At 63.1% G+C, this 16,221-nt stretch carries 11 protein-coding genes; 5 read left to right on the top strand and 6 right to left on the bottom strand.

The genetic code is table 11. The features are described 5' to 3' along the window. Nucleotides 1-48: 48 nt before the first annotated feature. The 4 genes from ASG25_RS19625 to ASG25_RS19610 form a co-directional block, all read right to left on the bottom strand. Nucleotides 49-3,078, bottom strand: a complete 3,030-nt coding sequence (locus ASG25_RS19625; RefSeq protein WP_062478835.1) for a glycoside hydrolase family 38 C-terminal domain-containing protein — start codon at nucleotides 3,076-3,078, stop codon at nucleotides 49-51. Nucleotides 3,079-3,111: 33 nt separating this feature from the next. Next, entirely contained in the window at nucleotides 3,112-3,954 is an 843-nt protein-coding gene (locus tag ASG25_RS19620; RefSeq protein ID WP_062478256.1) for a carbohydrate ABC transporter permease, read from the bottom strand. Next, the gene (locus ASG25_RS19615) at nucleotides 3,954-4,853 is read right to left on the bottom strand and encodes a sugar ABC transporter permease (RefSeq protein ID WP_062478832.1); all 900 of its coding nucleotides are present in this window, start codon (nucleotides 4,851-4,853) and stop codon (nucleotides 3,954-3,956) included. The genes ASG25_RS19620 and ASG25_RS19615 overlap by 1 nt, the downstream gene beginning before the upstream one ends. Nucleotides 4,854-4,948: 95 nt before the next feature. Beyond that, nucleotides 4,949-6,244 (bottom strand): extracellular solute-binding protein, encoded by a 1,296-nt coding sequence (locus ASG25_RS19610; protein WP_062478253.1) that lies wholly within the window; start codon nucleotides 6,242-6,244, stop codon nucleotides 4,949-4,951. 237 nt (nucleotides 6,245-6,481) lie between these two features. Between ASG25_RS19610 and ugpC the strand changes: the two genes are divergently transcribed. From ugpC to ASG25_RS19590, 4 genes are all read left to right on the top strand, one after another. Continuing rightward, the gene (ugpC, locus tag ASG25_RS19605) at nucleotides 6,482-7,504 is read left to right on the top strand and encodes a sn-glycerol-3-phosphate ABC transporter ATP-binding protein UgpC (protein ID WP_062478250.1); all 1,023 of its coding nucleotides are present in this window, start codon (nucleotides 6,482-6,484) and stop codon (nucleotides 7,502-7,504) included. A gap of 126 nt (nucleotides 7,505-7,630) precedes the next feature. Next, a complete protein-coding gene (locus tag ASG25_RS19600; protein ID WP_062478247.1) occupies nucleotides 7,631-8,230 on the top strand; it encodes a TetR family transcriptional regulator in 600 nt (199 codons plus the stop codon). A gap of 68 nt (nucleotides 8,231-8,298) precedes the next feature. After that, nucleotides 8,299-9,447 (top strand): efflux RND transporter periplasmic adaptor subunit, encoded by a 1,149-nt coding sequence (locus tag ASG25_RS19595; protein WP_062478244.1) that lies wholly within the window; start codon nucleotides 8,299-8,301, stop codon nucleotides 9,445-9,447. Nucleotides 9,448-9,537: 90 nt separating this feature from the next. Continuing rightward, nucleotides 9,538-12,741, top strand: coding sequence for an efflux RND transporter permease subunit (locus ASG25_RS19590; RefSeq protein WP_082480393.1), 3,204 nt, complete (start codon nucleotides 9,538-9,540; stop codon nucleotides 12,739-12,741). 33 nt (nucleotides 12,742-12,774) lie between these two features. Here the strand turns inward: ASG25_RS19590 and ASG25_RS19585 are convergent, their stop codons facing one another. Then, nucleotides 12,775-13,149, bottom strand: coding sequence for a cytochrome c family protein (locus tag ASG25_RS19585; protein ID WP_062478242.1), 375 nt, complete (start codon nucleotides 13,147-13,149; stop codon nucleotides 12,775-12,777). 246 nt (nucleotides 13,150-13,395) lie between these two features. On the opposite strand from ASG25_RS19585, the gene ASG25_RS19580 reads away from it, so the two are divergent. After that, nucleotides 13,396-14,289 (top strand): hypothetical protein, encoded by an 894-nt coding sequence (locus ASG25_RS19580; protein WP_062478239.1) that lies wholly within the window; start codon nucleotides 13,396-13,398, stop codon nucleotides 14,287-14,289. Nucleotides 14,290-14,353: 64 nt separating this feature from the next. On the opposite strand, the gene ASG25_RS19575 is transcribed toward ASG25_RS19580, so the two are convergent. Next, nucleotides 14,354-16,216, bottom strand: a complete 1,863-nt coding sequence (locus ASG25_RS19575; RefSeq protein WP_062478236.1) for a PAS domain-containing protein — start codon at nucleotides 16,214-16,216, stop codon at nucleotides 14,354-14,356. Between the last annotated feature and the right edge of the window lie 5 nt (nucleotides 16,217-16,221).

Raw genomic sequence — 16,221 nt, 5'->3', positions numbered from 1 at the left:
TGCGGGCCAAGGTAGGCCAAAGAGGCCGGGGGAGAAAGGCTCGATCGATCAGCTTCGTGTGAGACGCCAGCTTTTGACCTCGAAAGGCAAGAGGCCGGTGGCGGGGACATCGTCCATCGGCTCTTCGAGAATGGTCACCGGTGCGCTCAGTGCCCAGCCGTCGGGCAGCGTGACCGAGAACTCGCCACGACGGCCTGCCGGCTCGAAAACGCGCAGCACGAGATCGTCGCCGTCCTCGCTCGGCTTCAGTCCGGAAAGTGCCGCGTCGATCCCGTTCGGTGCAAGCGGCTGCCAGGCACCGACCGCGCGATCCGTTACCGGAAGAACCACGAGCGGCTGGTTCAGCTCCTCGGCTTCCTCGCGCACGCCGCCTTCATACCAGGTGCCTGCATGCGGCATCAGGGAATAGGTAAAGGCCTGATATCCCTCGTCCGCCATCGGGTCCGGATAGATCGGCGAGCGCAGGAGCGAGAGGCCCAGCACGCTGCCACGCATGCTGTGCCCATACTTCGCGTCATTGATCAGCGCGACACCGAAATCGGGTTCGGACAGATCGACGAAGCGGTGCGCCGGGGCCTCGAACATGGCTTCGTCCCAGGAGGTGTTGGATCCGGTCGGCCGCTCGAGCACGCCATAGGCGCATTCGCAGGTCGCCGTCCGGCTTTTCACGGCAAGCTCGCTGAGGCTTCGCAGCATGACGCGTCGGTCATGCCAGTCGATCTCCGTATGGATATCGAGACGCCGCGCATTCGCCCCAAGGCTTAGAGTCTGCACGATGCTGGAATGGCGCCACGTCCGTTTGATGCGGATCGCGGCACGGTGCGGACCGGTCTCGACAATTTCGATCGCGTCGAAACCGGTGATCTCCTCTGCCTTGTCGACGTAGTCGTTCTCGACATCCCACGCATCCCAGTTTCGCGGCTTATCGGCCGTATAGGCATACAGCCTGTTGCCGCGCCCTTCGATGGCTTCCCGGCCCGTCGGCTTGTGCAGGATGCTTTCGATCGATCCATCTTCGGCGAGCGTCACCTTGAGGGTCGCATTCTCCAGCGTGTTCTTCGTGACCTTGAGGCCCGGTGCCGGTGCGAGGGCCGAGGCCGGAAGGACGGCAATGCCGAGCGGGGGCACCGACCCTTCGGCCGACACAGGTCCGTCCGGCATGTTCAAGCGGATCGCGCGCGACGACAAGGACGGGTTGACGACGAGCACGGCGCCGCTTTCCCCACCGGACGCGGCCGGCAGGCGACGCGCAAGGGCGGACATCGCCTGATCGAGCGCGCCGGTTCCCTCGGCGATGGCGCCATCGAGTTCGCGGACGGCATCCACATAGACCTCGGCGATCGAGGAACCGGGCAGAATGTCGTGGAACTCGTTCTTCAGGACGACGCGCCAGGTCAGCTCCATGGATGCGGGACGATCCGCCCCCATCAGATGGGCGAGACCTGCAACGGTTTCCGCCGTGATCAGGGTCCGTTCGGCCTTGCGGTGGAGGCGTTTCACCGCACTCTGACTCGTCAGCGTCGCGCGGTGAAGCTCGAGATAGATTTCGCCCTGCCAGACGTGCAGAGCCTTTCGGGACGCCGTCTCGTGCGCGCCATCGAAGAAGTCCTCGACGCGGGTCCATGCCGCTTGCGGGATTGCCGGGAAGACGCGCAGCTGCTCTTCGCGCGTGACCATTTCCGGCGTCACGCCGCCGCCGCCGTCGCCGTAGCCGACGCACAGCAGCGTCGTTTCGTGCTTGTCCTTCTGGCGAAAGTTCTTCCAGGTCGGGACGAAGCAGTCCGGCCGTACGAAGCCGTTATAGCCCTGCATCGGGTTGTCGAATGTGTGCGCGAGAACGCGGCTGCCGTCGGTACCTTCCCACCAGAAGAGATCCGCGGGAAACCGGTTCGTCTCCGACCAGTTGACCTTGATCGTGAAGAAGCTCTTCATGCCGCCCTGGCGCAGGATCTGCGGCAGCGCGCCCGTGAAACCGAAGCAGTCCGGCAGCCAGCAGACGGTGTGGCGCAGGCCGAAGGTCTTTTCGAAATAGCGCTGTCCATAGAGCACCTGTCGCGACAGGCTTTCGCCGGTTGGCATGTTGGTGTCAGGCTCGATCCAAAGGCCGCCCACGGTCTCCCACTTTCCGGCTTTCACCTGCTCTTTGACGCGCTCCAGTAGATCCGGGTCGTCTTCCGCGATCTGCGCGTAGTAATGTGCGGTCGACTGGTTGAAACGGAAATCGTTGGACCCCTCCATCAGCGAAAGAGCCGTGTGGAAGGTGCGCCGGATCTTTCGGCGCGTCTCGTCGTAGGGCCAGAGCCAGGCCAGATCGATATGCGCATGGCCCGTCAGCGCGATCTTCCCTTGCGGCGGAAAACGCTCGCGGAGCGCGGCAAGGCGCGCCATCAGGGCGTCATAGGCCTTGGTCACGCTCGCGCGGTGATGGTCGTCGAGGCCGGCCGGCTCGGACTTCAGGTCCGGCAGCTGCCAGATCTTCTGCTGCATCGGCGCCATCGACGTCCGCGAGACGTAGTCGGCCGTCGCTGACGGCCAGTCGAGCGAACGAAGCGCCTCCTCGCCGGCGTCCAGCAGATGCGGCACCACGTCGTGGCCTTCGAGAACGGTGATGGCCTCCGCGATCTGGCGGACGAGCAGCCAAAGCCTGTCGACCGACGGCTCCAGCCAAAGAAGCTCGGCGCATTCGAGATGCGGCTTGCGGACGGGTTCGCCGAACGGCAGACGGGCAACGGTTTCCGATGTCACGGTGAAGCGTGTCGCGGGCACGCCGAATTCGCGATGGTACGGATCGAGCCCGACCGTCTTCGCCGTGCCATCCTCCGAGGCGATCGTGATCAGGCTTTCGCCGCCGAGGTCGACGTAGAGGCGTGTATCCTCCAGCGGCCAGCCGGCCGGCACGACGGCGAAGCCTGCAAAGCGCTGCGTGCCGCGGACCTGGGGCCAGGCTTCGCCCAGCGCGATCGGCGTGTCGTTGCAACGCCAGCCCTCGATCTGGACGGTCTTGTGGACGCGCCAGAATTCAAGTTCGGCCATGCGCACCTGGAAGCGCTCGAGACGTTGGGCAAGTGTCAGTGTCATGATCTTCAAGTCCTGGTCTGTGTCATGAAAGGATCAACCCTTGACCGCACCGGCGGTCATGGCGCCAAGGATCAGGCGCTGCAGGGAAAGGAAGGCGATGATCGCCGGCACCACGGAAACGAGGCAGGCAGCGGCAAGCAACTGGATCGAACTATCGTTCTGGGTCCCGGCATACTGGAAGATGCCGACCCCGATCGGCGTGAGGGCTTCGCGGGTGATGAGCAGGAACGGCACGAGGAACTGCGACCAGCCGGCGATGACCGAGATGATGAAGGCGGACGCGATGCCGGGCGTGGAGAGCGGCAGGATGACGCGCACGAACACGCCCCACCGATTGCAGCCATCGATCAGTGCGGCCTCGTCGAGGCTCTTGGGGATCCCGTCGATCGATCCCTTGAGAATCCATGTGACCGTGGGAACAGCGAGCGCGATGTAGACCATGACGACGCCGAAGTGACTGTCGGTCAGCCCGATCGCGGCCATGTAGCGGTAGAGCGGCACCATGATGACGAGCGGAGAGATCATCTGCACGGACAGGATGGCCATCATCCAGGCGCCCTTGCCGCGAAACCTGAAGCGCGAGAACGCGTAGGCCGCCGGCAGCGCCACGACGAGGCAACCGATGGCGCTCAGGGAGGACAGTTTCAGTGCGTTCCAGAGGTAACCGAGGAACTTGTCCGATGAGAGGATCATGGCGAAGTTGTCGAGGGTCGGCGCCTTCGGGATGAACCGGCTGACGCCGAGAAACACTTCCTTGCGGGTGCGCAGGGCCAGCGACAGAAGCCAGAGCAGGGGCCATGCGAAGAAGACGAAGATCACCAGCATGAACAGGTAGCTGAGCGCATCGCCCAGCCTCTCGCGGGACGCGGCCGACATCATTCGTCTCCCTTCGGAAGGAACACGGCATAGACGAGAGCAAGACCCAGGCTGATCGCGAGCATCAGGATCGACAGCACGGCACCGACCGACAGGTCGTAGTTCCGGAACACGATGTTGAACGTATAGAGCGAGAGCACTTCCGTCGCCCGGCCGGGGCCGCCGCCGGTCAGCGAGATGATCGCATCGAACGTGTTCAGCGTCTGGATCGTGATCAGGATCATGTTGACGAGAATGGCGGCACGCAGCTGCGGCAGGGTCACGTGGAGCAGCCTCTGGCGGGCGTTGGCGCCATCGACGGAGGCGGCCTCATAAAGAACAGGGTCGATGGCCTTCAGCGCCGCATACATGACGACCATGGAGAAGGCGGTCCCGCGCCAGACGTTCGACAGCACGACCGACCACATGACGAGATCCGGATCCGACAGCCATTGCACCGGTGCCGCCCCGAGAAGACGCAGGATGCTGTTGAGCCCGCCGAACGGCGCTTCGTTGAAGAGCATCTTCCAGATGATGCCGCCCGCGATGCCCGGCACCACCCAGGCGACCAGCGCGGTCGTGCGCACGATCGTCGTTCCGAACAGGCCGCGCCCCTCCCCGCGCACCACCACGAGGGCGATGACAAGGCCGAGCACCTGCTGGGCGACGACGCTCGAAGCGGTGAAGACGAAGGTGACCCACAAAATCTGCGCCAGCTCCGGCCGCGACAGGGTGTCGATCAGCGTGGAAAGCGTGTAGGTGCCGTCGTTTGCCAGCAGCGTCGCCCGCATGAAGGCGAGCCGCATGACGTCGAAGACAGGGTAGAGGTAGAACAGGCCGAGCACAAGGATCAGCGGCAGCACCCAGGGCGCCACCCGCGGAGCATCGTGCCGGCTGCTGCGCGCGAGACCGGCGGCCATGGGGCGTTCGAAGGTTGCATTCCGCACTGTCATGATCGGTCCAGCCTTGCGCGTGAGATGCACGGCGCGAGATCACTCTCGCGCCGTGCCGGGTGCTAGAGGCGGCCGAAGGCGGCCGTCGATGCCTTGAAGGCTTCGTCCACGGCCGCATCCGTGGCTTCCGCACCGGTCAGCACCTTGCCCATCATGATCTGGATCTGGTTGGAAATCTCCGGGTATACCGGTGCACCGGGACGGGCCTGACCGACCTTCAGCGCTTCGCCGAACGCCTTGTTGGTGTCGCTCGAGAAGATCTTGTAGGTGGAATAGAAGTCGGCGCGGGTCGGCAGCTGCTCCTGCAGTTCGTTGGCAGGCCCCATGTAGATCTCCCGCGCGAGGTTGGCGCACATCTCGACCTTGGCCGGATCCTTCGAAAAGGCAGCGACGGTCCAGCCACCTGTGCCCGTGGAACGCTCGTCCTTCGTCGGTCCGGGCAGCCTCGAGAAGGTCCATTTGGCCAGCTCTTCGGGCTCGAGAACCGTTTTCAGCTGGTTGTACTGCCAGTTGCCGCCGACAAACAGGGCCGACGTACCGGCCGCTGCGGCCGCGTTGAAGTCGTCGTAGTTGCCGATGGTCGCCACGCGCTTCGGGGCCGCACCGGATTCGACAAGGTCACGATAGTAGTTGACGGCCTTGATGAACTTTTCCCGGTTTTCGCCTTCGCCGAAGATCGGCTTGCCGGCATCGTCCACCAGCTTTCCGCCCTGGCCCCAGAAATTCGCGAGCCAGTCGAACGTCGTGCCTTCGTAGCGGCCGCCGTTGAAGAGAATGCCCTCCATGCCCTTCTCGACCGAGGCCAGCGCTGCCTTCTTCGTCTCGTCCCACGTCTCGGGCGCATCCGGGATGATCTCGGTGTTGCGGTAGAGCACCCGAAGGTCAGTCGACCACCACCATGCGTAAATCTGCCCGTCTGCACCCGTTACGCCGTCGCGGATGAAGGGAAACAGCTGGTCGATCTCCTCCTTCTTGAAATACGGCGAGAACGACTGCAGCACGCCGGACTTCTTGAACAGCGGGAGAACAAAGCTGTCGACCGCTGCGCAATCGGGCGCGTTGCCGGACTTGGCCTGTTCGAGCATGCGGGCCTGTTCCTGGCTGATGTCGCCGGACATCATCTGCAGTTCGACCTGCCAACCTGCATGATTGGCGACGAACGCGTTGAACAGCTTGCTGTAACCTTCGGCAAGAACCGGGTCGTTGTTGCGCGGACCATCCGAGGTCATGCGGAAGACGAGCTTGTTCGGCGCGTCCGGCGGACCGCCAGTATCGCCGGTGATCGTATCCTGCCCGAAGGCGGAAACCGGCAGCGCCATGGCGGCGGCCGACAGGAGCGTGAGAATTCTGGTGTTCATTTCAAATGTCCTCCCCAAACGTTTTCATGCGGCCGACAATCGTCTCGCCGTGGCGATGTCCGAAGCGGCGGCAGCGTTTACATCCTCGTCTCGCGGAGGGCGACTGCCACACGCATGTCGCCGGCCGCCTCTGCTCCCTACCGGCCCCATCGCCTCCAACAACGATCTTCCCAGGCCGTGGAAATTAGATTAAATCACTTTTGTTTTGTGTCAAGCCACACTCTCGGGAGGATGATGATGGGGCGTTTGGAACTTGAAGACATCCGGAAATCCTACGGCGTTCTGGAGGTGCTGCACGGCATTTCCGTGAGGGCCGAGGACGGCGAGTTCCTCTCGCTGGTTGGCCCGTCCGGCTGCGGAAAATCTACCTTGCTGCGGACGATCGCCGGGCTGGAGGCCATCACATCCGGTGATATCCGGATCCAGGGCACACGCGTCAACGATCTTGCCCCGCGAGACCGCGACATCGCCATGGTCTTTCAAAACTACGCGCTTTACCCGCACATGACGGTCGCATCCAACATGGGTTTTGCTTTGCGACTAGCGGGCCTTGCGAAGGGCGAGATCGGCCAGCGCGTTGCGTCCGCCGCCGAAATCCTCGATCTGACACGCTATCTCGACCGAAAGCCGGTCGCGCTGTCCGGCGGGCAGCGCCAACGCGTCGCCATGGGACGCGCCATCGTCCGCGCCCCGAAAATTTTTCTCTTCGATGAACCCCTGTCCAATCTCGATGCCAAGCTGCGCGTTCAGATGCGCGGCGAAATCCGCGAGTTGCAACAACGACTTGCGACCACGACGGTCTATGTCACGCATGATCAGGTCGAAGCCATGACGATGGCGGACAAGATCGTGGTCATGAATGGCGGAAAGGTCGAACAGGTCGGGCATCCGCTCGATCTCTATCGCAAGCCTGCCAATCTCTTCGTGGCCACCTTCATCGGCTCGCCGCAGATGAACCTGATCACGGGGCCGCTGGCAGACGGATACCGAGCATCGACCCTCGGCGTACGGCCGGAACATTTCGACATCCAGGCGACAAGCGGCACCGGTGCCGGAACGGCCGACCACGGGTGGTATGGACGGGTCGTTTCTGCCGAATACCTCGGAAGCGACACCTATCTTGTCGTGGAGGTCGAAGGCGCGCCCCGCCTGCAGATCAGAACCCATGGCGGTCTGGTGCTTCCCGTCGGGCAGGGCGTCCGGGTCAAACCGCAAGACGCGTTCCTGTACCGTTTCGACGATCGCGGCGTCGCTCTCTAGTCTGCCACGCTTATCAAGGTAGGTCCAACCGTGTCATCGTCGATGTCCGGGACGCATTGACGGTGGCTTCTTTTCGCGTTACGACTGACGAAATACAAAATTCGTCAGTCGTAAGGTGATGCTCGAATGGACATGGATACGACGGAAGCAGCACGGCAAGACGGTGTCATGCGCATTCTCGATGCCGCGGAGAAGCTCTTCCGGCATTACGGATACGGGAAGACGACCGTCGCCGACATCGCCCGTGACCTCGGCATGTCCACGGCCAATATCTACCGCTTCTTCGCATCGAAGGTGGAGATCCATCAGGCGCTCTGCAGCCGCATGCTGGGCGCCAGCTACGATCTGGCGCAACGCATCGCAGCCTTGCCGCTGAGTGCCAGCGAACGCCTGCGCCGTTACACGCTCGAACAACACAGCCTGACCATGGAAACGATGCTGGACGAAGAGAAAGTCCATGAGATGGTCATCGTTGCCATCGAGCGGGACTGGCACGTCATCGAACGGCACATCGACCGCGTCAACGATCTGATGGCGGAGATCATCGCCGAGGGGATCGCGTCCGGCGAATTCCGCGAACAGGATCCGCATGTCGCGGCAAAATGCTTCGGTGCCGCCACCGTCATGCTCTGCCATCCGCAGATGGTCGCGCAATGCGTCGCCAAGGAAAATCGTGCCCAGCCGGAAGATCTGGTGGCTTTCGCGATCGAGGCGCTGAAGCCATGAACCTCTCTTTGGGTCATCGCAGCACGGAACATCCGGCCAAGCGCCCCTCCCCCTCAAGGACGATCACCATGTCGAGACCATTCGCCCGCGCAGTGCGTCATGCGCTCGTGCTTGCCCTTCTCGCCGCATCGAGCGTGTTCCTTGCGGCGTGCTCCGACGAGAAGGCCGAGGTCAAGCCGGAGGTCGTCCGGCCGGTTCGCGTCATGACGGTGGCGCACGAACAGACGATGCGCACGCTGGACTTCTCCGGCTCCGTCCGAGCGCGCACGGAAACGGCCCTCGGCTTCCGCGTTGCCGGAAAGGTGACGGAGCGCCACGTCGATGTCGGCGATCACGTCAAGAAGGGGCAGATCCTCACGCGGCTCGATACCACGGACTTCACGCTGTCCGTTCGCGCCGCCGAGGCCAGCCTCTCCGCCGCAGAGCGCCAGGTCGAGACGGCGAACCTTGCCCGCACGCGTGCGAACGAGTTGTTTGCGTCCAACGTCTCCTCGAAGTCTCAGCTCGAACAGGCCCAGTTGACCTATGATCAGGCGGTTTCCACACGCGATTCCGCACGTTCGACGCTCGAGCAGGCACGAAATCAGGTCGCCTACGGCTCTCTTGCCGCCGACCGGGATGGGATCGTCACGGCCGTCAGCGCCGAGGTCGGACAAGTGGTCGCGGTTGGGACGCCGATCCTGACCGTCGCGGCCGATGGGGAGAAAGAAGTTCTGGTCGCCGTCCCTGAAACGGACATCTTCGCCTTCACGCCTGGCAAGACCGTGGACGTCACGCTCTGGTCGAGCGCCGGCCTGACCCTGCCCGGAAAAGTCCGGGAAATCGCCGGCAGCGCCGATCTGCAATCCCGCACCTTCGCCGTCCGCGTCAGCCTGCCGGACAACGACCGCGTGCGTCTGGGCATGACCGCGTCGATTGCCGCGGCGCAGGAAACGGGCCCTGCCCTCGCTTCCCTTCCGCTGAGCGCGCTTGCCAAGGACGGCGACCGAACGCTGGTCTGGCTTGTCGATGCCGCAAAGGAAACCGTGCATGCGCGCCCGGTTTCGATCGCCGACTTCAACGGCGTTTCCGTCCGCATCGCAGACGGCCTGAAACCCGGCGATATCGTGGTGACGGCGGGCACGCAGTTCATGCGCGAGGACCTGAAGGTGAAACTGCCGGATGACGCCCTGCCGCGCGAGGCGAGCCTTGCCGGAGCGGCTTCGGCGACCCGCTGACCCTTCCGGAATGTGATCGACCCTCCCGAACCCTGCCGACGCGCGCCTCGTCCCAATTTCCGCGCGCACCTACCGAAACGGAACGACGTCATGACGCCCCAAGGTCCACATTCCGGTCTGAAGACGGCCACATCCGGGAACACCGCTGCGCCGCCGCCCGCGGGCGATGGCCGTCAACGGTTCAATCTCTCGCGTTGGGCGATCGGGCATCCGAGCATCGCCCGGTTCCTGTTCGGACTGATCATTCTTTCCGGCGTGTTCGGCCTGATGAACATGGGCCAGAAGGAAGACCCGGATTTTACCTTCCGCGTCATGGTCATCCAGGCGCTCTGGCCGGGAGCCTCCATCGAGGACATGCAGGATCAGGTGGTCAACAAGATCGAGCGCAAGCTCCAGGAAACCCCGCATCTCGATTTCGTCCGTTCCTACAGCCGCGCCGGAAGCACGATCATCACACTGCAGGTGAAGGGCGACACGAATGCCGCGCAGGTGGCCGACGCGTTCTATCAAGTCCGCAAGAAGGTCGGCGATATCCGCTCCGAGCTGCCCGCCGGTATCGTCGGTCCTTTCTTCAACGACGAGTTCGGCGATACATTCATCACGCTCCACGCTTTGATGGGCAATGGCTACAGCTATCCCGAGCTGAAACGTTACGCGATCAAGGCACGTGACATGCTGCTTTCCACGCCCGGCGTGGAAAAAGCGGTGATCATCGGCGACCAGCCGGAAAAGATCTTCATCGACGTGTCGTCGAAGGCGCTTGCCGAACGTGGGCTGACGCTGAACGACCTCAGAGATACGCTTGCCGGGCAGAATGCGATCGACCCTGCCGGCACCGTCGATACCGGCGACCGCTCGGTGCGCATCTCCGTGGAAGGCGACGTTGGCAAGGTCGAGGACATCGAGAACCTGCGTCTGCGCGCCGGAAACCAGGTCACGCGGCTTGGCGATATCGCTCAGGTGACGTCCGGGCTGGAAGATCCTTTCTCGCGCAAATACCGGGTCAACGGACAGGACAGCGTGCAACTCGGCGTCGTCATGGCGAAGGGCTTCAACGTCATCGATGTCGGCAAGGCCGTCGAGGCGACCTATGCGCGCTTCGAGCAGGCGCTGCCCTACGGCGTCGACGTGGAACAGATTTCCAATCAGCCGGAAGTGGTGAATGAAGCGGTCGGCGAGTTCATGAAGGCGCTCGCGGAAGCGCTGATCATCGTCCTCGTCGTCTCGTTCCTGTCGATCGGCTGGCGCTCGGGGCTGGTCATCGCGATCGCCATTCCTCTGGTGCTCGCCGCCACGTTTGCCATCATGTACGAGATCGGCATCGATCTGCAGCGCATCTCCCTCGGCGCGCTCATCATTGCTCTCGGCCTCCTGGTCGACGACGCCATGATCGTCGTCGAATTGATGGAGCGCAAACTGGACGAAGGGCTCGTCAAGATCGAAGCCGCGAGCTTTGCCTATTCCTCGACGGCCTTTCCCATGCTGACCGGCACCCTGATCACGACGGCGGGCTTCATTCCGGTCGGATTTGCCGCCTCGACAGCCGGTGAATACGTCCGCTCGCTCTTCTACGTCGTCGGCATCGCGCTCGTGGTGTCCTGGTTCGTCGCGGTCTATTTTACACCCTGGCTCGGCTACATGATCCTGAAGCAGCGCCCGCACGCGGGCGGGCACCATGATGTCTTCGACACCCGGTTCTACCGTCGTCTGCGCGCGACCGTAGGCTGGAGCGTGCGTCACCGCCTGATCGTGATCGCGCTGACGCTCGGCACCTTCGTGGCCAGCCTCTGGGCGTTCCAGTTCATCCCGCAGAACTTCTTTCCGCAATCGTCCCGGCCCGAGATCATGGTGGATCTCTGGCTCCCGGAGGGCACCAGCATCAAGGAGGTCGAAACGCAGACCAAGGCGCTGGAAGCCCGCCTTCTGGACGACCCCGACAAGCGTTTCGTCGCGAGCTATATCGGCGAAGGCGCGCCCCGCTTCTTCCTTCCGCTCGACCAGCAGCTGCGCAACCCGAATTTCGCCCAGCTCCTCGTCATGGCCAAGGATGAGCCAGCGCGTGAAAGGCTGATCCTGAAGCTTCGCGACATGCTGGCGAAAGACTTTCCCTCGATCCGTTCGAAGGTGGATCGCCTCTTCCTCGGCCCCCCGACCGGATGGCCCGTCCAGATGCGCGTGAGCGGCTCGGATCGCGCCGAGGTGCGGCGGATTGCGGACGAGGTCAAAAAGCGCTTCCTGGCCAATCCGATGCTCGGTGCCGTTCATGACGACTGGCTCGAGCCGGTGCCGGCCATGCGCCTGATCGTTGATCAGGATCGCGCCCGCGCGCTCGGCGTGACCTCACAGCGCATTCGCCAGATGCTTCAGACCACGACCAACGGGGCGCCCCTTGGAGATTTCCGCAACGGCGAGGAGACCGTATCGATCGTTGCACGCGAGCCGGACGAGAGCCGCAAGCTGCTGTCGGCGGTGAATTCCGTCTACATTCCGACCGATTTCGGCGGCTTCATCCCGCTGTCACAGATCGCCAAGGTGGTGCCGGTTCTCGAGCAGGGCGTCGAATGGCGGCGCGATCGGTTGCCCACGATCACTGTTCGCGGCACCCTGCCGGACGGCGTGCAGCCGAACGATGTGGTCATGCAGATGTATGCGGGCATGCAAGATCTGCGCGATGGTCTTGCACCCGGCTACACGGTGGATATCCAGGGCGGTGCCGAAGATGCCGCGGAAAGCCAGGCGTCGATTGCGGCGAAAGCTCCGATCATGCTGATGATCATCGTCGTTCTCCTGATGATCCAGCTGCAACACTTCGGGAAGGCGATGCTGGTGCTTGCGACCGGACCGCTGGGGATCATCGGTGCCAGCGCGGCCCTGCTGATCAGCGGCGCACCTTTCGGCTTCGTTGCCATTCTCGGCGTGATCGCTCTTCTCGGGATCATTATCCGCAACTCGATCATCCTCATCGATCAGATCGACCAGGATATCGCCGCGGGGATGAACAGGATGGACGCGATTGTCGGCGGCGCGGTCCTGCGTTTCCGGCCCATCATGCTGACCGCACTGACCGCCGTTCTCGCGCTCATCCCGATTTCGCGCGGGGTCTTCTGGGGTCCCCTCGCCTACGCCATGATGGGCGGCATCCTTGTTGCCACCGTCCTGACCATCTTCGTGCTGCCGGCTGCCTATGCCCTGTTCTTCGGGCGCGACCCCAAGCGGGCCGGGCCTACGCAGGAGGAAGACGCCGGGGATCGGCCGGACGATGCCCGCGACATCCCTGCGCTGGCCGCGGAGTGATGCCGTCCGCTCTCGTCCTCGCGGAAAGGGTCCTCAGGGAAAAGTTTTGAGATAAGCGATGACGTCGCGGATCTCGCTCTCGCTCCAGAGGCCCCAGAACCGCATGCTCGTCCCGGGAACCTTCCGTTTCGGGCTGTAGAGAAACGCTGCCAGCGCTTCGTCGTCCCAGACGAGACCGGAATTTCCGGCATCCGTCATCGCTTGGGAATATCGAAAGTCCGGGACAGCGCCGGCCTTCCGCCCGACGACGCCCTTGAGATAGGGACCGTATTTGTTGGTTTCCGCGTCAACGACGTGGCAGGACGCGCAGGTCTGGAAGATCCGACGCCCATGATCGATATCCTCGGCATCGGCACAAGAAGCTTGAAGAAGCGCTGCAAGACAAAGAGAGATCCAGACAGGACGCATGCGTTCATTCCTCGGGCTCGGCTTACAAGGCTGACAGGAAGATAGACCGCTCTGCGGCGTCATCAAGCCGCCACGCAGAACGGGTCCAACTCGACGGCAGCGTGGTCGGCATCGTTAGAAGCCACCCTAGAGCAGCCGAAGAGACTTGACCTCATTATATTTTTCTAATGTCTGGAACTTATGACGAAACTCCACGTTCTCAGACCGCTCGCACGTTTGCGACAGGCTCTAGAGGACCCGATCAGTATGACAATCCCAGCTTCTTCCTATCGTCCGACCGAAACCGTCTACGGTGGCGTGCCTTCAGTAACTGCGTCATTGCACAAAGTATCCTGGGGTTCCATTTTCGCCGGTGTCGCACTGGCACTTGCCGTTCAATTCCTTCTCAATCTCCTCGGCGTCGGCATCGGCGCAGCCGTCATCGATCCGGCCCAGTACGATAATCCGCAGGCGAGCACCTTCTCAATGGCCGGCGGTGCCTGGTTTGTCGTCTCCGGCATCATTGCATCCTTTGTCGGTGGTTATGTCGCCAGCCGTCTTTCAGGCCGCGCCAGCAAGTCGACCGGTGGCTATCATGGTGTCACAGCCTGGGCCGTCACGGCGCTCGTCGTTCTCTACCTGCTGACGACCTCCGTCGGCGCGATCGTCGGCGGTGCCTTTAGCGGCCTTTCGAGCGTTGTTGGTGGCGTTGGCCGCACGGCAGCGACGGCTGCCACGACCGCAGCACCGGCACTCGCCGATGTCACCAATCCGATGGCCGGCATCGAGCAGCAGATCCGCAACACGACGGGCAACGACCCGCAGGCGCTGCAGAGCGCGGCCGTCTCCGCCGTTCAGGCTGTTGTCACCGGTGACGAGGCAACCGCCGAGGAAGCCCGCACGCGGGCTGCCGAAGCTCTCGCTCGTGCGCAGAACATTCCGGTCGACCAGGCCCGCACCCAGGTTCAGCAGTATGAGCAGACCTACCGTCAGAACATGGAAGCAGCCAAGCAGAAGGCCATCGAAGCTGCGCAGACGGCGACGGCTGCCGTCTCGACCGGCGCCATCCTCGGCTTCATCGCTCTGGTCCTCGGTGCAGTTGCCGCATGGTTCGGCGGCGTTGCCGGCACCAAGCGGGATCTGGACGACGTTCGCGTCTAAAGCCGGCTAAGGAACACCCGTCATGGACCGCCTGTCGAACGACAGGCGGTCTTTTTTATACGCATCACGACCCCTGCGCGATCGGAAACCGTGAAACCAGCGTGCAGATCAATCCGCTTGGCGCAAAGTCGAGCCTCACCTCACCTTTGAAGTCTGCGGCGAGGACGCGCGTGATCAGTCGAGAGCCAAATCCGGATCGGGTGGGCTGAACGACGGTCGGCCCGCCCTGCTCTTCCCACCGCAGAGCAAATGCCTGGGCGGCCGCTCCCCGCGCATCCTCCTGCCAGGTGACCCGCACCTTCCCGTCCGGCATGGAAAGCGCGCCGTACTTTGCCGCGTTGGTCGCCAGCTCGTGGATGGCAAGGGCGAGAGACAGTGTCTGCTTCGGCGACAAGAACCGATCGGGACCGGAAACGTCAAACTGTGCCGCAGCGGCACGATGGGGCGCCAAAGCCGTTTCGATGACGTCGCGTATGCTGCCTTTCTCCTGGGCTTCTCCCATGAGAAGGTCGTGCGCATGCGCAAGTGTGTGCAGGCGCGCGTTGAAGGTGTCGCGCTGCTCCATGATGGCATCACCCTTCAAGGTCTGTGATGCGATCGCACTGACCATCGCCAGAGTGTTCTTGATCCGATGCTGGAGCTCGCCGTTGAGAAGCGTGTACTGGCTCTCAGCATCCTTGATCGCCGTGATATCGCGCACGGTGCCGATCAGGCGTGTCGTTTGGGGGTCGGAAACGACCTGTGCCCGCGCCTGGATCCATCGTTCGGGACGGTCTTCGCTGGAGAGGAGCCGATATTCCACATCGAGGTGCCCCTCCCCCAAGGGGTCGATGGCCTGGCGGATGGCCCGATCGAAGGCCGGTCGATCATTCGGGTGCACCCTGGCGGCAAACGTTTCAAACGCAGGGTGTTCCCCGGAAAGTCGCCCGAGAAGAAGCGACGCTCGAGCATCCTCCGACGTCGAGACGATCCGCCCGTCGACAAGCACGGCTTCCCAAACGCCCATTTCGGCAGAGTCGAGTGCGAGCTGCAGCTGCAGCTCCCGCTGGCGAAGCGCAAGCTCGGCGCGTTTCAGATCGGTGACATCATGTCCTTCGATGAACAGGCCCGTGACCGTACCCTGCGGATCGCGAACAGGTTGGATGACGAAGTTCAGATAGAAGTCCTCCTCGGCCTCGCCGTCGAAACGCTTCAGGCGGATCAGTTCGCCGCGACCTGTCAGGGCCTCGCCCGTGGCGTAGACGCGATCGAACAGCGTGAGAACCTGCTGGCTCTCAAGCTCCGGCAAGACGGACCGGAAAGGACGCCCCACCGAGGGGCGCGGACCGATCAGCCGTGAAAAGGCGTTGTTGACGATCTTCACGACGTGGTGGGGTCCCTCAAGCGTGCAGAGAAAGCTCGGCGCGCTTTCGAAGAGCCGACGCATGCTTTCCGCTTCCCGCACGGCCGCGACCTGGAGCTCGGCCGAGAGGTGGCTCGCCTCCTGCCGCGCGAGACGAGTCTCGGTGATGTCCCTCGAGATCGACAGGAGATGGGTTGGGACACCGTCGGCCCCGACGATGGGCAGAACCTGAACGTCCCAATACCGCGGGCTTCCCTTGAGGGTTACGGCCGATCCGGAAAACCGGGATGGCCTGCCCTCTCGCGCCGAGGCGATCGCCGCCTTCGCGGCAGCGTTTCCATCCCCGGACCAGAAATCCGGCCACGGGCAGCTCCGGATCGTGTCGAAATCATCGACCTCCATCACCTGCTTGCCGCCATCGCTCATGAACTGGAGGTGCCCATTGAGGTCGAGGATCTTGATACAATCTCCGCATCCCGCAAAAACGGCCGCGAGCAGATCCGCATTTTGAACCAGACTGGGATCGGCGGCAGCAAGTTCCGCATTCATGCGCAAGGCAACAGGGGAAAGGGCAGCGGGGTCCATTCGCT

The sequence above is a fragment of the Rhizobium sp. Leaf384 genome, from assembly GCF_001424065.1.
Lineage (GTDB): Bacteria > Pseudomonadota > Alphaproteobacteria > Rhizobiales > Rhizobiaceae > Ferranicluibacter.
The sequence above is the reverse complement of the archived record's forward strand: the minus strand, read 5'-3'. Positions and strand labels throughout refer to the sequence as shown.